This is a genomic window from Vibrio sp. La 4.2.2 (genome assembly GCF_027586995.1).
Classification (GTDB): Bacteria; Pseudomonadota; Gammaproteobacteria; order Enterobacterales; family Vibrionaceae; genus Vibrio; species Vibrio mediterranei.
On record NZ_JAPPTJ010000006.1, the window covers coordinates 317141 to 337424 of the forward strand.

Genomic DNA, 20284 nt, shown 5'->3' on the forward strand with positions numbered 1-20284 from the left:
TGTTGATGAACTAAAAACTGGGGCACGATTGACAGAAAACAACAAATTTGTGAAAACTACTCTTGAGACAGATTCAGCGAATAAACTAACAGTCGTTTTAGGCTTACAAGGTCTTCCATTAGCTTCAAATTAAGCCATAAGTAGCCATTGATGCTCGTCTCCTCACCATCAATCTTTGGCAAACTGTTTTTTAAGGTCTCTCTTGCTGTCGCAATTTCTTTACCTGAAAGCTCGGTCTCTAATTTCCCGGTCATTATTAATGTTGCAAGTGCTTCGAACTCTTTCTCAATGATTTTCTGGCAATCATTAAGGGGTTTGGACCAAAGCATATTCAAATGACTGTGCCTGTCGCTCCAATAAGAGGTGTTCAAAAGTTCAATGGAGTAAAGCATGTTGCGAAGCTGTACTTGAATCGCTTCTAATAATTGTGCACTTAGCTTTGACTCTTTAACTGAAGGAGAAATGAGACTTCTCAAGGTTACCATCTCCTTCATTAGCGTTTGCTGGTAGCGCTCAAGGTTCGGCTGTTCAAGCATGTTCAATGATGTGGATATTTGATAGACCTTAGCAAACCGGTCCAGCGTGGCGCCTAGACGCATGCGCCAATGAATAAACGCTCTTTGCGGATAAATAATGCAAAACAACACCGCTAATACACAGCCAATCGTTACATCAAGACCACGCCACAACGCAACTTCAATATCGTGATTACCTGCTCCAATAGTGACCGCAAGGGTAATACCAATCAGCAAACCCACATAAGGGCGTTTACCTAACGCAAAATAGGCACTACAAAACATCACAGCGCCGCACCAAGCATACATAGCCAACATTGACCATTGTCCAAGTAAAATGGCGGTAATCCCTGACAATGCTCCAATAATCGTTCCCATAGTGCGATGCCAAGCTCGTGGTAAAACATTACCTAAATACGAGATAGGGCCAATCACTACTACTAACGTAATGAGTATCCAGGTGCTTTCGGGAATCTGAAAATAACTGGTTAAAGCTAGAGTTAAAACGAATGCCACGGAAATCCGAATGCCATGTACAACACGGTAGTGTTTAAATATCAGAGCATCCACATCCGAAATTCGCCGATTTAAATCCATTTAAAAGGCTTCCTTTAGCATAAAGGGGGAGAAAAGAGAGTTTGCATCAGTTTGCCTTAGTACAAGCCACACTGAAATAATTTGAGTACAAAAAAAGCTGCAAAGTAACTTTGCAGCTTTTTAAATCATTGAGGTAACAATCAGTCACGGACGTAGACAACGTGGCCGTCATCTTCTTCGTCGTCCCAATCATCCCAATCGTCTTCAGTAATCACGTCTTTACCAGACATTGCATCTTTGTGGTAATCGTCCCACATAAAGTCGACTTTCTCTTCCTCAGAAATCTCTTCTTCAGCGCGTGGCAGTGTTTCCATAAAGTCAGCAAGCTTATAGCAAAGCTCTTTAGTTCCTTGCTTATTCACTGCAGAGATCTTGAAGTACTCATCTTCCCAACCAAGTGCGTCGAGGATCTCTTGGATCACTTCATTCGCTTCTTCTTCTGGCATAAGATCGACTTTATTGAATACTAACCAGCGCGGTTTATCCGCTAGCTTTTCGCTGTACTGCTCTAGCTCATCGATAATCGTCAGTGCGTTCTCGATAGGGTTACTTTGATCGATAGGCATAATATCGATCATGTGCAGCAATACTCGGCAGCGCTCTAAGTGCTTAAGGAAACGAATACCTAAGCCAGCACCGTCTGCGGCACCTTCAATCAGACCTGGGATATCCGCCACAACAAAGCTTTTCTCAGGAACAACGCTAACCACACCTAAACTAGGGATCAGCGTAGTAAATGGATAGTCGGCTACTTTTGGCTTAGCCGCCGAAACTGCACGGATAAATGTTGATTTACCCGCATTTGGCAAACCAAGCATACCCACGTCAGCAAGTAGCAACAGCTCTAAACGCAATTCACGAATTTCGCCTTTAGTACCCAGTGTTTTCTGGCGAGGAGCTCGGTTAACCGATGACTTAAATCGAGTATTACCTAGGCCGTGCCAACCACCCTTTGCAACCATCACTTTTTTGCCATGTTCAGCAACTTCAGCAACGATTTCATTAGTGTGAATATCTACAGCTCGAGTACCGACAGGCACTTTAAGTACCTTATCTTTACCACGCTTACCAGTACAGTTACCACCGCGACCATTTTCGCCACGCTCAGCTTCGTAAAAGCGTTGGAAGCGATAGTCAATGAGCGTATTTAGGTTCTCATCTGCTTCGATATAGATGTCGCCACCGTCGCCGCCATCGCCACCGTCAGGACCACCTTTCGCTACGAATTTTTCACGCCAAAAACTAACGACACCGCTACCGCCATCGCCCGCTTGGACTTTTACTACCGCTTCATCAACGAACTTCATCTCTTACTCCGACTACTTCTTCGCTACCCACCACCAAAGCCATCCTGCCGAAAAGACATAAGATCACTTTGTGGGCTCAATCAATTATCACTACATTTTAGCAGATGACAGAGACGATTCCCCATGGTGCAGAGCTTGTTGCTTCAACATAGCTATGCCTAGAGACTCGTCTCTATCGACTGCCCATATAAATAAAAAACCCCGCCGACTCGGCAGGGCTTTTGAATTCAGCTAGAAAGCTTATTCGTAATTTAGCTTAGCGCTAAAATTACTCAGCTTCGATGCTAACGAATTTACGGTTCTTAGGACCTTTAACTTCGAATTTCACTTTACCTTCAGTAAGAGCGAAAAGAGTATGGTCTTTACCGATACCAACGTTAGTACCAGCGTGGAACTTAGTACCACGTTGACGTACGATGATGTTACCTGCAAGAACAGACTCACCACCGAAACGCTTAACACCTAGACGTTTGCTTTCTGAATCGCGGCCGTTACGAGTAGAACCACCAGCTTTTTTGTGTGCCATTGTTAAACTCTCCTAATCGAATTAAGCGTTGATGCCAGTGATTTTCACTTCCGTGAACCACTGACGGTGACCTTGTTGCTTACGAGAGTGCTTACGACGACGGAACTTAACGATTTTTACTTTATCGCCACGACCGTGTTGTACCACTTCAGCAACTACCTTGCCGCCCTCAACAAGAGGAGCGCCAACTTGAATGTCTTCACCGTTAGCAACAAGAAGAACTTTATCAAATTCAACAGTTGCACCAGTTTCAACGTCTAATTTCTCTAAACGAAGAGTTTGACCTTCGCTTACACGGTGTTGTTTACCACCAGATTGGAAAACAGCGTACATATTTTACTCCGCTTTTTCCGCACAGCCTTTTGATTGTTATTTCAACAAATAGGGTGTGCGCTAAACTAATCATCAATAGGGCGCAGATTCTACGCGAATGATTACCCTATGACAAGCCATATTTTGAAAAAATTGGCGAAACACTAATCGCCAATGAAAAGTGCGGCAATAATGCCCTTTCACCATGTATTAATCAACGTTTTTTAGTGTATTATTCACAGATTATAACCAACGACTAAGCCTTATTGGCTCTAAGCTCAACCGGGTACGTAATGGATTTTAAAGCTATCCAAGCACTGACTGCCGATGATATGGCAAAAGTGAATGAAACAATACAAGCACAATTAAACTCAGAAGTTAGTCTAATCAATCAACTTGGTTTCTATATTGTAAGTAGTGGCGGCAAGCGCTTAAGACCGCTACTCGCGTTGCTTTCAGCGAAAGCTTTAGGATATCAAGGTAACGCACATACAACGGCTGCTGCGTTTATTGAGTTCATCCATACTGCGACGTTATTGCACGACGACGTAGTAGATGAGTCTGATATGCGACGAGGTAAAGCAACAGCAAACGCTGCTTTTGGTAACGCTGCGAGTGTTCTAGTAGGTGACTACATCTATACTCGTTCTTTCCAAATGATGACGGGTCTTGGCTCATTGCGCATTTTAGAGCTTATGAGTGATGCCGTGAATGTCATCGCAGAAGGTGAAGTTCAGCAGCTAATGAACTGCAATGACCCTAATACTTCTGAAGAAAGCTACATGCAAGTCATCTACTCTAAGACGGCACGTTTGTTTGAAGCCGCGACTCAAGTTGGAGCTATCCTCAACGATGCCTCTCCAGAAGTCGAACTTGCACTACAGAATTACGGTAAGTACCTTGGAACCGCGTTCCAGCTTATTGATGACGTCATGGATTACACCTCTACGGGTGAAGACATGGGTAAAAATGTCGGTGACGACCTAGCTGAAGGTAAACCAACATTACCGCTTATCCACGCCATGCAGCACGGTGAAGAACACGAAAGTGCGATGATTCGCGAAGCAATTGAAAAAGGTAATGGGATTGATAAGCTCGATACCATTATGGCAACAATGAATCGTGTGGGCTCATTAAAGTACACTGAAGACATGGCCTTTAAAGAAGCTGATAAGGCCATTGAAGCGCTTTCTATCGTGCCTGACAGTGAATATAAAGAAGCCTTAATCGCGCTTGCCTACATGGCAGTGAAAAGAACGGCATAAAGCCAAAAGGGCAGTGATTTTATATCACTGCCCTTTTTCGTTTCTGACACTAAGCTCTAGTAGTATTTATCACAACCGTTATGAAGCTGCAGCTCTTCTTCAACTTCGTCAACAGATAGTGCCCACTGCTCCTCGCTTCCTATTGGTTCAACCAAAACGGACTGTGACTGCTCGTCGACAACAAGCACTCTGCCAGCGCCGTGTTGTGAATCCACCCACATACCTTTTACTACATCTTTCATTTCCATGACCCTTCCTCTCCGCTCCGATTTATTACGGAGTCTTATAGGGTATAGATCAAAAAAGCCGATCTTAAAAAGACCGGCTTTTGCTATTTAAATTAATGTAGGAGTTTACTTAGCGAACTCTACACCAATTTCAATATCTTTATTAAGCGTCTCTAGCATGCCATCTAGTGCTGCTTTCTCGTAATCACTGAGTTCACCGTAGCTAAGGATAGCTTCTGCGCCGTCTTTACCTAGCTTAACTGGTTGTGCGAAGAATGGAGCGTGCTCACCATCACCTTCCACATAAGCACACTCAATAACGTTCTCTTCGCCTTGAAGACCTTTAACAAGAGCTAAACCAAAGCGACACGCTGCCTGACCCATAGACAAGGTCGCAGAGCCGCCACCCGCCTTCGCTTCAACCACTTCAGTACCAGCGTTTTGAATACGCTTAGTTAACGCTTCTACTTCTTCCGCAGTAAACTCAACACCTTCAACTTGAGAAAGTAGCGGTAAAATAGTCACACCAGAGTGACCACCAATAACTGGTACGCGAATATCACCTGGATCTTTCGCTTTCAGATCAGCTACAAATGTCTCAGAGCGAATAACGTCAAGCGTCGTCACACCGAACAGTCTACGCTTGTCATACACACCTGCTTTCTTAAGGACTTCAGCTGCGATAGGCACTGTGGTGTTAACAGGGTTAGTGATGATACCAACACAAGCAGTAGGACACACGACCGCGATTTTCTCGGCCAATGACTTAACGATACCTGCATTGACATTGAATAGGTCTGAGCGATCCATACCTGGCTTACGCGCAACACCCGCAGAAATTAGAACCACATCAGCACCTTCAAGTGCTGGTGTTGGATCTTCACCCGCATAGCCTTTAATAGAAACAGGCGTTGGGATGTGGCTTAGATCAGCTGCAACACCTGGAGTGACGGGAGCAATATCATACAGGGCTAGATCAGAACCAGCAGGAAGACGGTTTTTTAGCAATAGGGCTAGGGCTTGGCCGATGCCACCTGCGGCACCAATAACAGCTACTTTCATGGGAGTTCTCCTTGAGATTTATATCTCTTATTAATAGTCTTGTAGGGTAATTTTTCGTCGATTAGCTAAAAAGTTATAGTAATCACTAATCGATTACAATCAATTAACCTCAGCTTTGCGAGCTCGCGCAACTCACTGATTACGTGCTACTACGCTATCATGACAAGAGGGTGATGAGAACCCATTTTTCCCCTTGCTAATTATAAGGTTATCATCGCTAACTTCAGCATTGATAATAGTGATACCGTTGGCATAAACCATGGATTATTTGGTCAAGATCGAGGTTCTGTGCCACAATAGCCGGATCACTGCTAGTTGAACAAAAATAAGAGGCGTTTATGCGCAATAATGACAAACAAGACAACCTGGTTCGCGCGTTTAAAGCGTTACTAAAAGAAGAGCGTTTTGGTTCTCAGGGCGAGATTGTCGACGCATTAAAACTTGAAGGGTTTGAGAACATCAACCAATCAAAAGTGTCACGCATGTTGACTAAGTTTGGCGCAGTGAGGACCCGCAACGCAAAAATGGAAATGGTGTACTGCCTACCAGCAGAGCTTGGCGTTCCAACTGTCTCTAGCTCTCTACGTGAATTGGTTCTTGATATAGATTACAACAACGCTATCGTCGTTATTCACACTGGCCCAGGTGCTGCACAGTTGATTGCTCGATTGCTCGATTCTCTGGGTAAAGCAGAAGGGATTCTAGGGGTCGTTGCAGGCGACGATACCATCTTCATCACACCAACCTTGAGTGTGTCTACCCAGCAATTGTTTGAATCGGTATGTGATCTATTTGATTACGCTGGCTAAGTTTTAAACATTAACATTTAGAATAAAGTATCACGGAACATGATTGTTCCGTGATTTATATCACATCTTGATAAATCGAAAAGTAAGCCCCAAAAAACGCCTAATTGCCTGTTTTTATTGAATAACACCCTAGCTATCCCTATCCTTCCAAATCCTCTAGCACAGACAATTCACCTATATTCATTAACAATTCAGTAATTTTCTGCCAATTTTTTTGGTATGATTGCGCCACTTTTTCAACATATGGATTGAAAAAGATGCCGTTTCCACATAGGAAACCTCTGAAGACATCTATAGTTATTCAGGGCTAATAATGAATAAGGAAGGGAAATTCATGGCATTTAAGAAACTTGTTAAAATTGGTGCTATTGCCGCTGCAGTTATGGGCACTGGCGCTGTTAACGCTCAAGAGTTCATCACAATTGGTACAGGTTCGGTAACAGGTGTTTATTACCCAACTGGTGGCGCAATCTGTAAGCTTGTGAATAAAGGCCGTAAGGAACACAATATTCGTTGTTCAGTAGAGTCCACTGGTGGTTCTATCTACAATGTCAACACAATGCGTGCTGGTGAGTTAGATTTCGGTATCGTTCAATCTGACTGGCAATATCACGGCTACAACGGCACAAGCAAATTTGAAGAGCAAGGCCCTTACAAAAAGCTTCGTGCAATGTTCTCTCTGCACACAGAACCATTCAACATTATCGCTCGCACTGATGCTGGTATCGAAAACGTAACTGACCTTAAAGGTAAGCGCGTGAACATCGGTAACCCAGGCTCAGGTGACCGTGCGACAATGGGCGTTGTTATGGATGCAATGGGTTGGACCAACGCAGACTTTAAACTTGCATCAGAGCTTAAAGGTTCAGAGCGTTCTCAAGCACTTTGTGACAATAAAATCGACGCATTCGTTTATGTGGTTGGTCATCCAAACGGATCAATCAAAGAAGCAACAACATCTTGTGATGCTAAGCTAGTTCCAGCAACAGGCGCACAAATCGATGAGATCGTAGCGGCAAACCCATACTACGCGTACAGCAATGTACCAGCAGGTATGTACCGTGGCACGGATCAAGATGTGAAGAGCTTTGGTGTAGCAGCAACAATGGTAACCACATCAGATGTTTCTGATGAAGTGGCTTACAACGTTGCAAAAGCAGTGTTTGAAAACTTTGACACGTTCAAACGTCTGCACCCTGCATTTGCTAACCTGAAGAAGGAAGACATGGTACAAGCAGGCCTATCTATTCCTCTTCACCCAGGTGCAGAGAAGTACTACAAAGAAGTTGGTCTTCTTAAGTAAGACGACTCCGTAGGGGAAGGCTCCCTTCCCCTATTACTTTTCTAATATGAGTATCACTCAAAACAATCAACACCAATTAACCCAATTGGTGTGGCTATTTGGGCTCTCTTTCCAAGCCCGTCATTTTTAGAGCCTTAAGAAACACAACTAAAACCACACGTTTGCATCCATTGACTACAATGTTAAATGCGAAATATGGTTCGTTCATTTTGTTTGAAAAACACTGGACCATAAAATAATAAAGGAAAAAGTACATGACGCAGACAACACAACCGTCGCAAGATGTGCAAGAAATGGTCGCACAAGCTGACACTGGAGCAAGAAGCCCGAAAGGGATTCCCGCAAAAATACTTTGGTTTGTTCCACTATGTTGGTCGCTATTTCAACTTTGGTACGCATCCCCACTGCCGTTCATTTTTAACTTTGGCGTACTAAACGACACAGAAGCACGTTCAATTCACTTAACGTTTGCTATTTTTCTAGCGTTTACCGCTTATCCTGCAATGAAGGGGTCACCGCGCGATCGAATCCCTGCCATCGACTGGATTTTAGCACTGGCAGGTAGTTTATCTGCTGCCTACATTTACCTCTTTTACACTCAATTAGCAGGCCGCTCGGGCGCACCAACGACAATGGACATTGTCGTTGCCTGTACAGGTATGGTTCTACTACTTGAAGCAACACGTCGTGCTTTAGGTCCGCCGCTAATGGTCGTCGCTGCAGTATTCTTGTTGTATACCTTTGGCGGTCCATACATGCCGGATGTTATCGCTCACAAAGGCGCAAGCTTAAACAAAGCGATGTCACACCTGTGGCTAACGACAGAAGGTGTATTTGGTGTTGCTCTTGGTGTTTCAACGTCATTTGTATTCTTATTCGTTTTGTTCGGAGCCATGTTGGAGCGAGCTGGAGCAGGTGCTTACTTTATTAAAGTCGCATTTTCTCTATTAGGTCACATGCGTGGTGGTCCCGCAAAAGCGGCCGTTGTGGCATCAGGTCTGTCAGGCTTGGTTTCTGGTTCTTCCATCGCCAACGTAGTAACTACAGGTACCTTTACCATACCTCTAATGAAGCGCGTTGGCTTTCCAGGGACGAAAGCGGGGGCTGTGGAAGTTGCTGCATCAACCAACGGTCAGCTAACGCCACCGATCATGGGCGCTGCGGCATTCCTGATGGTTGAGTATGTGGGGATTTCATACGTTGAAGTAATCAAAGCGGCGCTACTACCTGCGCTGATTTCTTATATCGCTTTGATTTACATTGTTCACCTTGAAGCTTGCAAAGCGGGTATGACTGGCCTACCACGCCGCCATAACCCGACGCTTGTTCAAAGTCTCTTATCATTTACCGGCACCATTCTTGGTCTTTGTGTCATTAGTGCTGTGGTGTATTACGGCATTGGCTGGACCAAAGACGTGTTTGGTGACGCTGCGACCACAATCGTAGGTGTTGCTCTCTTGATATCTTATATCGCGTTACTGCGTGTCTCAGCTAAGTACGCGAAAGAAGGTGGTATTGAAATTGATGCAGAACTTACTGAAGTGCCAGATCCAGGTCCAACCATCAAGTCTGGTTTACATTTCCTACTGCCAATCGTGGTTTTAGTGTGGTGTTTGACTGTTGAGCGCTTTTCTCCGGGTCTCTCAGCGTTCTGGGCAACGGTCTTTATGATCTTCATTCTGATTACCCAGCGCCCACTGATCGCAATCATGTCGAAAACCAGTGATGTCAATGCAGAGATCAAAGCTGGCTTTGTCGATTTGGCAGAAAGCCTAGTGTCTGGTGCACGCAACATGATTGGTATCGGTGTGGCGACAGCTGCTGCGGGTACCGTAGTGGGTGTGGTTACACTAACGGGTATTGGCCTTGTAATGACCGACTTCGTTGAGTTTATCTCTGGTGGTAGCATTATCTTGATGCTGCTATTTACCGCCGTCATCTCTCTCATCCTCGGGATGGGTCTACCAACAACAGCAAACTACATTGTTGTTTCAACTCTCATGGCGCCTGTTATCGTCACATTGGGTGCAGCACACGGTTTGATCATCCCACTGATTGCCGTTCACCTATTTGTGTTTTACTTCGGCATCTTAGCCGATGACACACCACCAGTTGGTCTTGCTGCTTTTGCCGCAGCTGCAATTGCTAAGTCCGATCCAATTCGCACCGGTATTCAAGGCTTCACCTACGATATTCGAACTGCAATTTTGCCTTTCATGTTCATCTTTAACACTCAATTATTGATGATGGGAATTGACTCGTGGTGGCACCTTGCTCTGACGGTTATCTCTGCGATTATTGCGATGCTTATTTTCTCAGCGGCCACTCAAGGTTGGTGGTTTACTAAGAACAAGTGGTGGGAGACTGTATTGCTACTTGTATTAACGTTTACCTTCTTCAGACCAGGTTTTTGGTGGGATATGGCTTTCCCTGCGAAAGTTCTTTCGCCAGGTGTTGAGATAGCTCAAGTTGTTGAGAAGCTAAATGTTGGACAATCCATCGAGTTACGTGTTGCAGGTGAAACCCTCGAAGGTAAGTACGTTGAAAAAACCGTTCGACTACCTTTTGATGATAGCGCTGTCACCGCAGAAGAGCGTATCGCTTCGATGGGACTAATGCTCGACAAAGATGCTGATAAAATGATCATCGATATGGTTGAGTTTGGAAGCCCAGCAGAAGCATCCGGTCTAGACTTTGACTGGGAAATAAAATCTATTGTGCAGGATGCCGATAGACCAATGAAAGAGTGGGTATTTGTACCTGCGTTGCTCTTGCTTCTCGCGATGGCGATGAACCAAAAGCGTCGTGCTCGTCGTGAAAACTTGAGAGCATAAAGGTATCAGGCTCTGGACTCGCTTTTGAACCCAGAGCCTAAAAACCTTAATACGGAACGGATAAAACTAGCCAAGCGTATGCTTTACCCTATGCTAGTAGGGTACAAACCAAAAAGAGAAAACACATGTACAAGCAAATCCTTGTTCCTGTCGATTTAAACGATAAAGGCTTTTCAGACAAAGCTGTAGAAATCGCGGTCTGGCATGCTAAGCACTCTAATGCCGAAGTGCATTTACTAAATGTTCTGCCGGGTATCCATATGTCTATGGTGGCTACGTATTTCCCTAAAGATGCCGCCTCGCAAATGAAAAATGATGTCAAAGCGCAACTTAAATCATTTGCTGATCAGCACATCCCTGATGAAGTCGTCTATAAAGTTCATGTTGCTGAGGGTAAACCTTATGCAACTATACTTGATTATGCGGAGCGCTTAGGCGCAGACTTAATTGTTATGCCAAGTCACAAACGCTCTAAGATCGACAAGGTAGTTCTTGGCTCTGTTGCAAGTAAAGTGGTTCAGAACTCACCCATCAATGTACTGGTCGTTAAACCACAGGCAGATTAATTTCCTCGCCCCACTTTACGTGGGGCGAGTTATTTCTAGACCACTCTATTTTGCGTTTTGCCTTGTTCTACCGCTTCAATATTACTCACTAATATTTCACAAAGCTTCTCTATGGAAGAGCGGCTTCCCCATGCGACATGCGGCGTTAAAATGAGATTGGGCAAATCCATATTCTCGACTAGAGGATTGGTTTGAGGCGCTGGCTCTTCTGTAAAAACATCCACTCCTGCTCCAGCAATGTGATTCTCCTTTAAAGCACAAACCAAAGCCGCTTCGTTAACCAAGCCACCGCGTCCAGTATTAATCAATACTGCCGTAGACTTCATATTCGACAACGCTTCACTATTGATAAGATTGGTCGTTTCCTCGGTCAAAGGACACAAAAGGGCAATGGCATCGCTCGTTTTCAAAAATCGTTCAAAAGGCACATAGCCCTCGCGGCATTGTGTTACACCTTTGCGTTCGGAGAACTGCACATTCATACCAATTGCTCTAGCAAGCGCCGCTGTCGCCTGCCCTAGGGCTCCGCTACCAATAATACCTAAGGTAGAGTGAGCAATATCTTGAATAGGATGAGTGAAGAAACAAAACTTATTCTGACGTTGCCACTCACCATTGCGGATATCGTTGTGGTAAGCAGGAATATTTCGCATCAAAGTAAATAGCAATGCAATCACATGTTCAGGCACCGATTGAGTCGCATAACCTTGGACATTGGTAACGGTAATACCGCGTTGCGCGCAGTAATCGAGCTCAACGTTATTAACCCCAGTGGCAGCCACCGCAATATGTTTTACTTGCTTGGCCTGTTCAAGAATGTCTGAACCTAAATAGACTTTATTGCTAATGACGACATCTGCATCATAAATGCGTTCTAACACTTGTTCAGGCGAGGTCGACTGATATTCGACCCATTGATGTACGAAATTTGGAGTGGGAATCGCGATGGATGCTGGAATGGTATCACGATCTAAAAAGACAATTTTCTTGGTGGCCATGACTTCTCCTTGATGTCGTACGGCCACACACTTTATGACCGAGGCAAGGTCTTATAATCCGGTAAATCTGTCGCGGGGTCAAAGTGTTGCACCACTAATGGCTCAGACACTTGATGAAAATCGCATGGAACGAAAATGGATTGTAGCTTTTCAGTTTCAGGATGGTAGAAACACAGCTCTGCCGCATGCAGCTCTAATCTATCTGAGAAACTCATCGCTTCTTCATGGGCGTAGAATTCATCACCAACGATAGGATGCCCCAGTTCCAATAAATGCACTCTTAGTTGATGTGAACGTCCGGTAATGGGGAATAAGCGCACAATACTTGTCTGTTGTTCCTGCTTTACCACCTGATAGTATGTTTGCGACGGCTTGCCATGTTCGTAGCACACTTTTTGCCTTGGACGATTCGGCCAATCACAAATAAGCGGTAAATCGATTAACCCTTCCGATTCAGCAGGTGTTCCCCAAACTCGCGCATAGTAGACTTTATGAGTAAGCCGATACTGAAATTGTTTCTTTAAAGAACGTTCTGCTTCTTTGTTTTTCGCTAGTAACATCAGCCCAGAGGTCGACATGTCTAAACGATGCACTACTTGAATCTCGGGATACACCTCAACAAGACGGCTCCACATACTGTCATAATGCTCGGGCGCTTTCCCTGGTACAGATAACAAGCCTGAAGGTTTGTTTACCGCGAGAATATGTTCATCTTCAAATACAGTATCTATCCAAGGATCTGTTGGAGGTGTGTAGCTAAGCATGGCCATAATAATTTACCGCATCACAATGACGTAGGACGCAGATATCTGCGCCCTATTTTGTGTTATTAGTTGTGGCTGACAACGATCAGACGTAGTGAATCCAGTTGGACTTGAGCTTTCGCAATATAGCCATCAAGCTCTTTGATTTGAGCTTCAATCGCTTCGATTTCCTCGTCACGAATATTTGGGTTTACCGCTTTTAGCGCCTGTAAGCGTTCTAGTTCACCATTCAAGCTCGCATACATCGCTTTATGCGCTTGCTCTCGAACCGCCACGACTTTCTCTTCGACCGCCTCATTACCCGATTCGATCAATCGATGAACATCGGCTTGAACAGACGTCACCAATTTACTGCCTAAATGGCGATTAACTGGGCTAAGTTGACGGTTGAAGCCTTCAAACTCTACTTGTGAAGAGAGATCATTACCACGAGCATCCATCATCAAGCGAATCGGTGTTGGTGGTAAGAAGCGGCTAATACCACTCTGTTTTGGTGCTTGCGCATCCACAACATACACCAACTCCAATAAGATAGTACCGACTGGCAGTGCTTTGTTTTTCAGAAGCGAAACGGCGCACGTCCCTACGCCTTCACTCATCACGAGATCGATACCGCCCTGAATCATTGGATGTTCCCAACTAATAAAGTTCATATCTTCACGAGAAAGCGCCGTATCGCGGTCAAACGTAATGGTTGCTCCTTCATACGGTAAGCCTGGATAGCTCGGTACCATCATATGTTCAGAAGGCGTCACCACTAGGGCGTTTTCACCTTTGTCATCTTGGTTTAATCCAATGGTGTCAAACAAACTCAGTGCAAAGGTGACTAGGTTAGTATCGCCATCGGTCGCTGCGATTTTTTCGACAATCTCTTGCGCCGCTTCACCACCATTAGAATGCATCTCAAGTAAACGGTCACGACCTTGCTCAAGTTCATGCTTAAGCTCCTGGTTGTAATGTCTTGAGCCTTCAATCACCTCATCCAGCTCGGTCGTATCGCCACTGGCAAGCATATTGATAATGCTCTCTTCATAGCGGTCATAAACCATACGACCCGTTGGACACGTCTCAGCAAACGCATTGAGTCCTTCATCGAACCAACGTGCCAGTATCGCTTGAGAGGTGTTCTCTAAATAAGGAACATGTACGTCAATATCACGCTTCTGACCAATACGGTCCAAACGGCCAATACGCTGTTCTAGCAAGTCTGGATTGAATGGTAAATCAAACATTACCAGTTGGTTCGCAAACTGGAAGTTACGACCTTCAGAACCGATTTCACTACAGATCAAGACCTGAGCACCACCTTCTTCTTGCGCGAAGTAAGCTGCTGCTTTATCACGCTCAAGAATCGACATACCTTCATGGAACACAGTTGCACGGATACCTTCACGTTCACGCAACGCTTGCTCAAGCTGAAGAGCGGTACTTGCGCGTGACGCAATCACCAACACTTTCTCACTGCGCTTTGCTGTGATCTTTTCAATCAGCCAATTAACACGAGAATCAAACTGCCACCAGCTAGAGTCTTCGCCTTCAAACTCTTGGAAAATCTCTTCAGGGTAAAGCATTTTCATCGCGCGTGCTTCTGGTGCCATCTTGCCACCAATCATGCCTGATACACGCATAGAGGTGGTGTATTGCTGTGGAATCGGCATCGGCACAAGGTTTACGTTACGCTTTGGAAAGCCTTTAATCGCGGCACGCGTATTTCGGAACAGCACTCGTCCAGTACCGTGGCGATCCATTAGGTTGTCGATAAGCTCTTGACGTGCCGTGGCTTTTTCTTCATCACTGGCATTGCTATCTAGAACGTTGAACAATGGCTCAACGTCTTGCTCAGACAATAGCTCAGTAATTTGGTTTTTCGCCTCATTGCTCAGCGCTTCCCCTGAGAACAGAGCTGTTACTGCATCGGCAACTGGCGCATATTGCTCTTCTTCTTTAACGAAAGATTCATAATCAAAGAAACGGTCTGAATCGAGAAGGCGCAATCGTGCAAAGTGGCTTTCGCGTCCCAACTGCTCTGGTGTTGCTGTTAGCAAAAGGACACCCGGTGTCTTTTCGGCCAACGCTTCAATGACTTGGTACTGACGACTTGGATTGTCTTGACTCCACTCAAGGTGGTGCGCTTCATCCACGACCAGCAGATCCCATTCGCCTTCCAATGCTTGTTCAAAACGTTTACGACTCTTACGTAAAAAGTCCAAAGAGCATAGGACAAACTGTTGAGTATCAAACGGGTTATCCGCCTCTGCGTATGCCTCAATGCAGCGTTCTTCATCAAAAATAGAGAAATGCAGATTGAAACGACGCATCATTTCTACCAACCATTGATGCTGTAGTGTCTCTGGTACCACAATCAAAACACGTTGAGCACGGCCAGACAGCACTTGCTGGTGAATGATCATACCTGCTTCAATGGTTTTTCCGAGACCAACTTCATCAGCCAGTAATACACGTGGCGCATAACGACGCCCCACTTCATGAGCAATAAAGAGCTGATGAGGAATCAAGCCTGCACGCATGCCACAAAGACCGCGCATTGGACTTTTGTGTTGTTCGTATTGATTGCTTAGTGCACGATAGCGCAGTACAAAGTTATCCATTCGGTCGATTTGACCTGCAAACAATTTGTCTTGCGGCTTGTTAAAACGAATTTGGTGGCTCAAGAAGATCTCGCGTAATGCAACGCCCTGCTCTTCTGTATCTTGACGTATACCGACATACGTTAATACGCCTTGGTCTTCGAGCACTTCTTCAACTAGAAGCGTCCAACCTTCTTGGCTATCTATGACATCGCCAACATTAAAGATAACTCTGGTGACTGGCGCATCACTGCGTGCGTACACACGGTTTTCTTCTGATGCAGCAAACATAAGAGACACTGTTCTCGCATCCAATGCGACGACCGTACCTAAACCTAAATCACTTTCCGTATCGCTAATCCAGCGCTGCCCTAAAGCAAATGTCATAGAGAGACTACCTCAACTCGTATCGATATCTTTTGGTCATTCAAACGGTAACTCAGTCGAAAACTAAGCTCAAAACCCCGCCCAAATAATAGTAGGTGATAGAGCAAATATTGCTCATTTTCACCCTAGGGTGAAAGGTCGCTAATCTTACTTGAAGGCGTGATGCAGGTCACGCCAATTACAAGGAAATCCTAAGTTTTTTTTGTATTGTCGTGGCTGACATCAAACTGCAAAAAAATAGTGGCAAATGTAAAGACCAAAGTGAGTTTTTTCACTTATACTCAAATTGTAAACGTTAATAACATGTTACCAAAGAACCATGTTTTAATTGGATACAAGGGTATCAGGTTCAATCAGACTAACCATCGATTGAACATAGCAAGGTTGACTCACTAAGATAGGAAATCCGAGCCAGCATTGATCCCAGTCTGACTCGTTCCCAATCCGAGTTAACCGCAAAGGACAAGCGCCAGTTGCGGCAAGGAGACTCTATGGGCGATACCGACCGTAAATTTTTCGTTCTCGACACCAACATCCTTCTCCACGAACCCCACGCCATTTTTTCGTTCAAAGAACACGACGTCGTCATACCCATGACCGTACTTGAAGAACTCGATCGCATTAAGGACAGCAAACGCGATGTTGCTCGTGATGCACGCGTCGCAATTAGAGCTCTTGAAGATATCTTTAAAGAAGCGACGCCTGATGAAATTTCTGAAGGGATTCCCTTCTCTCACCAAATGGAAGCAACAGGAACCATTTCAATATTGGCAGACTATGTGCTGCAAGAAACAGTCAAAGCCTTCGCCGACAAGGAAGGCGACAACCGGATTCTCAATGCGGTGCTCTACTTGCAAAATAAACGCTCTCCTCGAGAAGTCGTTTTAGTCACTAAAGACATCAACATGCGCTTAAGAGCTAAAGGAGCTGGTGTTCGCTTTGTTGAAGACTACCGTACTGATCAACTAATCGATGATGTTCAGTACCTCACAAAAGGTTTTCAAAAATCTGAAGGGGCGTTTTGGGAACATATTGACGAGGTGGAAACCAAGACCCTCGCCAACAAGACATATCACACTTTCGACAGAGCCGCGATTGACCCAACGTTTATCAATCAATACTTGATCGATGACAGCAGTGATTTTGCTGGACGAGTAGCCGACATTGATAGTGATAAAGTGACAATTCGAGATCTCAGCCAAGAACGCCTTCTGTGTCGACAAGCATGGGATATTCGCCCTAAGAATATCTACCAAGGCATGGCCATGGATGCTTTACTCGACCCTGATATCGATTTAGTGATTCTCACAGGTGCCGCAGGTAGTGGTAAGACGCTACTCGCTATGGCTGCAGCGCTAGAGATGACGATAGAGAGAGGTATGTTCGATAAGATCATCGTCACCCGAAATACACCAGATATTGGCGAGTCCATCGGTTTTCTTCCGGGTACTGAGGAAGAAAAAATGATGCCTTGGTTGGCTGCCATTACCGATACACTCGAAGCGCTACACAAGAACGATCACTGCACTGAGGGCTCACTGAAATACATCTGTGATAAAGCGAACATTCAGTTCAAATCTATTAACTTCATGCGCGGACGTTCAATCCAAAATGCGTTTGTTTTACTCGATGAGTGCCAGAACTTAACAGCCTCTCAGATTAAAACCATCATTACTCGCTGTGGTGAGGGGACTAAGATTGTCTGCTCGGGTAACTTAGCACAAATTGATTCCCCGTACTTAACGCCAGTAACATCAGGGTTAACATATATGGTTGAGCGCTTTAAGAACTTCGGAGGCAGTGCCAACATTCACTTAAATGGTGTGGTAAGAAGTAGATTGGCCGAATTTGCAGAGGAAAACTTGTAAGTGGCTGAGACGTCATCCCCTTGAAAAAGGGGATGACGGTAGTTTTTGCTTTATACTTGTGAACTTAGTCAGTACCGCCGACAGTTAGTGCATCTAACTTCAAGCTTGGCTGACCAACACCAACTGGCACACTTTGCCCAGCCTTACCACAGACGCCAACACCGCGGTCGATACTCAGGTCATTACCTACCATAGAGACTTGCTGCATCGCTTCGATACCAGAGCCAATTAGCGTCGCACCTTTCACTGGCGCAGTAATCTTACCGTCTTCGATGAGATACGCTTCTGATGCTGAGAACACAAACTTGCCAGAGGTAATATCAACCTGACCACCACCAAAGTTTGGTGCATAAAGACCTTTCTTCACGGTAGAGATAATTTCTTCTGGAGAATGCTCACCCGGCAACATATAAGTGTTGGTCATACGAGGCATAGGTAAGTGGGCATAGGATTCACGACGGGCGTTACCTGTAGGGTTTACTCCCATTAGACGCGCATTAAGCTTGTCTTGCATGTAACCTTTTAGAGTGCCATTTTCAATCAACGTATTGTACTGTCCATGAACACCCTCATCGTCCACGTTAAGCGAACCACGAAGGTCTTGCAGTGTTCCATCATCAACAATCGTACACAGGTTTGATGTGACTTGCTGACCTACCTTGCCAGAGAATACTGATGACTCTTTACGGTTAAAATCACCCTCTAGGCCATGACCTACGGCTTCGTGTAACAGTACTCCCGGCCAACCAGAACCTAGTACAACTGGCATAGTACCAGCAGGTGCGTCAATCGCTTCCAGATTGACTAGCGCTTGGCGAATGGCTTCATCGGCATAGTTGTAAGCGACTTGTTGACCTTCTTCTGTTGAGAGGAAGAAATCGTAACCATAGCGGCCACCACCACCGGCACTACCACGCTCACGACGGTCACCTTTCTGTGCTAATACACTGATAGATAAGCGCACCAATGGGCGCACATCTCCAGCAAAGGTTCCATCGGTTGCCGCCACTAGCATTTGCTCATAGACGCCACTTAAGCTGACAGAGACTTCTTTAACTAAAGGCTCTTTAGTACGAATGTAGGCATCAAGCTGCTTTAGCAGTTCAGTTTTTTGTTGTTTTTCCCAACTTTCTAATGGGTTAACCGCTGCATAGTAAGCTTGATTATCGCGACGAGTAAGCGCGTTAACTTGCGCGCTTTGACCTTGCTGTGCAATGCCTCTTGCCGCTACTGCACTTTGCTTCAGACCATCCAGTGTGATTTGGTCTGAGTATGCAAAACCCGTTTTTTCGCCAGCAACCGCTCTAACACCAACACCGCGGTCGATATTAAATGAACCGTCCTTGATGATGCTGTCTTCAAGCACTAGAGATTCGTGCCAGCTGGATTGAAAATAGATATCCGCATAGTCAATCTGGCGAGTGGCAATGCTCGCAAGCGTAGCTTCAATATCTTGCTCAGACAGACCTGTAGGCCCTAATAGCGCGTCTTCTATGCGTTCCATATGATTACTCTTTATAGTAAATATAATTAGTGTAAATGCTGTTCAAATCGAATGTGTTTAGCGACAGGCATACTCTGTCTCACTTCTTCAACAACATCAAAATTCAGTTCGGCGGTTATTGTACCTGTCTGCTGCTCAAGCTGTCCTTGAACCTCTCCCCAAGGCGATATCACCATAGAGTGTCCCCAGGTTTCTCTTCCACACGGGTGGGTGCCACATTGATTAGCTGCGACTATCCAACATTGGTTTTCAATCGCTCTAGCACGCAACAGGACTTCCCAATGTGCCTTTCCAGTCACCGCAGTAAATGCCGCAGGCACAACAATTACGCTCGCCCCTTGAGCCCTCAACGCACTGAATAGATGTGGGAAACGCAGGTCATAGCAGATGGTTAAGCCCACCGCACCAAAATCAGTCGGCACCATCGCAATGCTTGTACCCGCTTTAAACGTTTCTGATTCACGGTAATTTTTGTGACCATCATTGACGTCTACATCAAACATATGCAGCTTATCATAATGATTCATACGCTGCCCATTTACGTCAAAGACCAGCGTTGTTGTAGTCACTTCCGTTTCAGAAACCCGAATAGGAAAGCTGCCAATAATAAGGTGAATCTGATGGCGTCTTGCTAAGTCAGATAACTTGTCTTGATACTTGCCTTTTCCTAAAAATTCCGCGTGACGGTGATAATCGTCACGGGAACCAAAAACCAGCGAGTTCTCTGGGGTAAGAATCCACTTCATCCCCTTAGCAGAAAGAAACTCAACCTTATGTTCAATGAACTTGAAGTTCTCTTCTGGTTCAGGTCCTGATGTCATTTGTATGATGCCAAAGCGTTCCTTGCTCATG

At 45.1% G+C, this 20284-nt stretch carries 17 protein-coding genes; 6 read left to right on the top strand and 11 right to left on the bottom strand.

The window, feature by feature from the left end:
• Positions 1-56: 56 nt before the first annotated feature.
• The 4 genes from OH456_RS16045 to rplU all read right to left on the bottom strand — a co-directional run bounded on the left by OH456_RS16045 (position 57) and on the right by rplU (position 3278).
• Positions 57-1112, bottom strand: coding sequence for an FUSC family protein (locus tag OH456_RS16045; RefSeq protein ID WP_006074833.1), 1056 nt, complete (start codon positions 1110-1112; stop codon positions 57-59).
• Positions 1113-1252: 140 nt separating this feature from the next.
• Positions 1253-2419, bottom strand: a complete 1167-nt coding sequence (cgtA, locus tag OH456_RS16050; protein ID WP_038229165.1) for an Obg family GTPase CgtA — start codon at positions 2417-2419, stop codon at positions 1253-1255.
• A 268-nt stretch (positions 2420-2687) separates the two neighbouring features.
• A complete protein-coding gene (rpmA, locus tag OH456_RS16055; protein ID WP_004409945.1) occupies positions 2688-2945 on the bottom strand; it encodes a 50S ribosomal protein L27 in 258 nt (85 codons plus the stop codon).
• 21 nt (positions 2946-2966) lie between these two features.
• Entirely contained in the window at positions 2967-3278 is a 312-nt protein-coding gene (rplU, locus tag OH456_RS16060) for a 50S ribosomal protein L21 (protein WP_006074830.1), read from the bottom strand.
• A 272-nt stretch (positions 3279-3550) separates the two neighbouring features.
• Here rplU and ispB point away from each other — a divergent pair, with 272 nt between their 5' ends.
• Positions 3551-4522: an octaprenyl diphosphate synthase gene (ispB, locus tag OH456_RS16065; protein ID WP_031496914.1), complete on the top strand. Its 972-nt coding sequence runs from the start codon at positions 3551-3553 to the stop codon at positions 4520-4522.
• Between the two features lie 56 nt (positions 4523-4578).
• Here ispB and OH456_RS16070 read toward each other — a convergent pair whose 3' ends face one another.
• Both OH456_RS16070 and mdh read right to left on the bottom strand, forming a co-directional pair.
• A complete protein-coding gene (locus OH456_RS16070) occupies positions 4579-4770 on the bottom strand; it encodes a hypothetical protein (protein WP_031496916.1) in 192 nt (63 codons plus the stop codon).
• A gap of 105 nt (positions 4771-4875) precedes the next feature.
• A complete protein-coding gene (gene mdh / locus OH456_RS16075; RefSeq protein ID WP_038229161.1) occupies positions 4876-5811 on the bottom strand; it encodes a malate dehydrogenase in 936 nt (311 codons plus the stop codon).
• A gap of 338 nt (positions 5812-6149) precedes the next feature.
• Here mdh and argR point away from each other — a divergent pair, with 338 nt between their 5' ends.
• The 4 genes from argR (at position 6150) to OH456_RS16095 (ending at position 11323) form a co-directional block, all read left to right on the top strand.
• Positions 6150-6620, top strand: a complete 471-nt coding sequence (argR, locus tag OH456_RS16080) for a transcriptional regulator ArgR (protein ID WP_006072881.1) — start codon at positions 6150-6152, stop codon at positions 6618-6620.
• Positions 6621-6954: 334 nt separating this feature from the next.
• Positions 6955-7923 (top strand): TAXI family TRAP transporter solute-binding subunit, encoded by a 969-nt coding sequence (locus OH456_RS16085; RefSeq protein ID WP_006072880.1) that lies wholly within the window; start codon positions 6955-6957, stop codon positions 7921-7923.
• 254 nt (positions 7924-8177) lie between these two features.
• Positions 8178-10757: a TRAP transporter permease gene (locus OH456_RS16090; protein WP_270033854.1), complete on the top strand. Its 2580-nt coding sequence runs from the start codon at positions 8178-8180 to the stop codon at positions 10755-10757.
• A 125-nt stretch (positions 10758-10882) separates the two neighbouring features.
• On the top strand, positions 10883-11323 hold the full coding sequence (locus tag OH456_RS16095; RefSeq protein ID WP_006072878.1) for a universal stress protein: 441 nt from the start codon (positions 10883-10885) through the stop codon (positions 11321-11323).
• A gap of 35 nt (positions 11324-11358) precedes the next feature.
• Here the strand turns inward: OH456_RS16095 and OH456_RS16100 are convergent, their stop codons facing one another.
• From OH456_RS16100 to rapA, 3 genes are read right to left on the bottom strand one after another with little or no spacing between them, the layout of a single operon-like run.
• Positions 11359-12321, bottom strand: a complete 963-nt coding sequence (locus tag OH456_RS16100) for a D-2-hydroxyacid dehydrogenase (RefSeq protein WP_006072877.1) — start codon at positions 12319-12321, stop codon at positions 11359-11361.
• Between the two features lie 32 nt (positions 12322-12353).
• Positions 12354-13091, bottom strand: a complete 738-nt coding sequence (rluA, locus tag OH456_RS16105; protein ID WP_124940626.1) for a bifunctional tRNA pseudouridine(32) synthase/23S rRNA pseudouridine(746) synthase RluA — start codon at positions 13089-13091, stop codon at positions 12354-12356.
• Between the two features lie 59 nt (positions 13092-13150).
• Positions 13151-16060, bottom strand: coding sequence for an RNA polymerase-associated protein RapA (rapA, locus tag OH456_RS16110; protein ID WP_270033855.1), 2910 nt, complete (start codon positions 16058-16060; stop codon positions 13151-13153).
• A gap of 491 nt (positions 16061-16551) precedes the next feature.
• On the opposite strand from rapA, the gene OH456_RS16115 reads away from it, so the two are divergent.
• The gene (locus OH456_RS16115) at positions 16552-17928 is read left to right on the top strand and encodes a PhoH family protein (RefSeq protein ID WP_038229151.1); all 1377 of its coding nucleotides are present in this window, start codon (positions 16552-16554) and stop codon (positions 17926-17928) included.
• 64 nt (positions 17929-17992) lie between these two features.
• Here the strand turns inward: OH456_RS16115 and tldD are convergent, their stop codons facing one another.
• Positions 17993-19432, bottom strand: a complete 1440-nt coding sequence (tldD, locus tag OH456_RS16120) for a metalloprotease TldD (RefSeq protein ID WP_006071021.1) — start codon at positions 19430-19432, stop codon at positions 17993-17995.
• Between the two features lie 26 nt (positions 19433-19458).
• Complete coding sequence (locus OH456_RS16125; protein ID WP_006071019.1) at positions 19459-20283, bottom strand: carbon-nitrogen hydrolase family protein; 825 nt, start codon at positions 20281-20283, stop codon at positions 19459-19461.
• Between the last annotated feature and the right edge of the window lies 1 nt (position 20284).

Bases quoted from the DNA above. Each gene is read 5' to 3' on its own strand.
- OH456_RS16045 (WP_006074833.1), bottom strand. From the start codon at position 1,112: ATGGATTTAAATCGGCGAATTTCGGATGTGGATGCTCTGATATTTAAA.
- cgtA (WP_038229165.1), bottom strand. From the start codon at position 2,419: ATGAAGTTCGTTGATGAAGCGGTAGTAAAAGTCCAAGCGGGCGATGGC.
- rpmA (WP_004409945.1), bottom strand. From the start codon at position 2,945: ATGGCACACAAAAAAGCTGGTGGTTCTACTCGTAACGGCCGCGATTCA.
- rplU (WP_006074830.1), bottom strand. From the start codon at position 3,278: ATGTACGCTGTTTTCCAATCTGGTGGTAAACAACACCGTGTAAGCGAA.
- ispB (WP_031496914.1), top strand. From the start codon at position 3,551: ATGGATTTTAAAGCTATCCAAGCACTGACTGCCGATGATATGGCAAAA.
- OH456_RS16070 (WP_031496916.1), bottom strand. From the start codon at position 4,770: ATGGAAATGAAAGATGTAGTAAAAGGTATGTGGGTGGATTCACAACAC.
- mdh (WP_038229161.1), bottom strand. From the start codon at position 5,811: ATGAAAGTAGCTGTTATTGGTGCCGCAGGTGGCATCGGCCAAGCCCTA.
- argR (WP_006072881.1), top strand. From the start codon at position 6,150: ATGCGCAATAATGACAAACAAGACAACCTGGTTCGCGCGTTTAAAGCG.
- OH456_RS16085 (WP_006072880.1), top strand. From the start codon at position 6,955: ATGGCATTTAAGAAACTTGTTAAAATTGGTGCTATTGCCGCTGCAGTT.
- OH456_RS16090 (WP_270033854.1), top strand. From the start codon at position 8,178: ATGACGCAGACAACACAACCGTCGCAAGATGTGCAAGAAATGGTCGCA.
- OH456_RS16095 (WP_006072878.1), top strand. From the start codon at position 10,883: ATGTACAAGCAAATCCTTGTTCCTGTCGATTTAAACGATAAAGGCTTT.
- OH456_RS16100 (WP_006072877.1), bottom strand. From the start codon at position 12,321: ATGGCCACCAAGAAAATTGTCTTTTTAGATCGTGATACCATTCCAGCA.
- rluA (WP_124940626.1), bottom strand. From the start codon at position 13,091: ATGGCCATGCTTAGCTACACACCTCCAACAGATCCTTGGATAGATACT.
- rapA (WP_270033855.1), bottom strand. From the start codon at position 16,060: ATGACATTTGCTTTAGGGCAGCGCTGGATTAGCGATACGGAAAGTGAT.
- OH456_RS16115 (WP_038229151.1), top strand. From the start codon at position 16,552: ATGGGCGATACCGACCGTAAATTTTTCGTTCTCGACACCAACATCCTT.
- tldD (WP_006071021.1), bottom strand. From the start codon at position 19,432: ATGGAACGCATAGAAGACGCGCTATTAGGGCCTACAGGTCTGTCTGAG.
- OH456_RS16125 (WP_006071019.1), bottom strand. From the start codon at position 20,283: ATGAGCAAGGAACGCTTTGGCATCATACAAATGACATCAGGACCTGAA.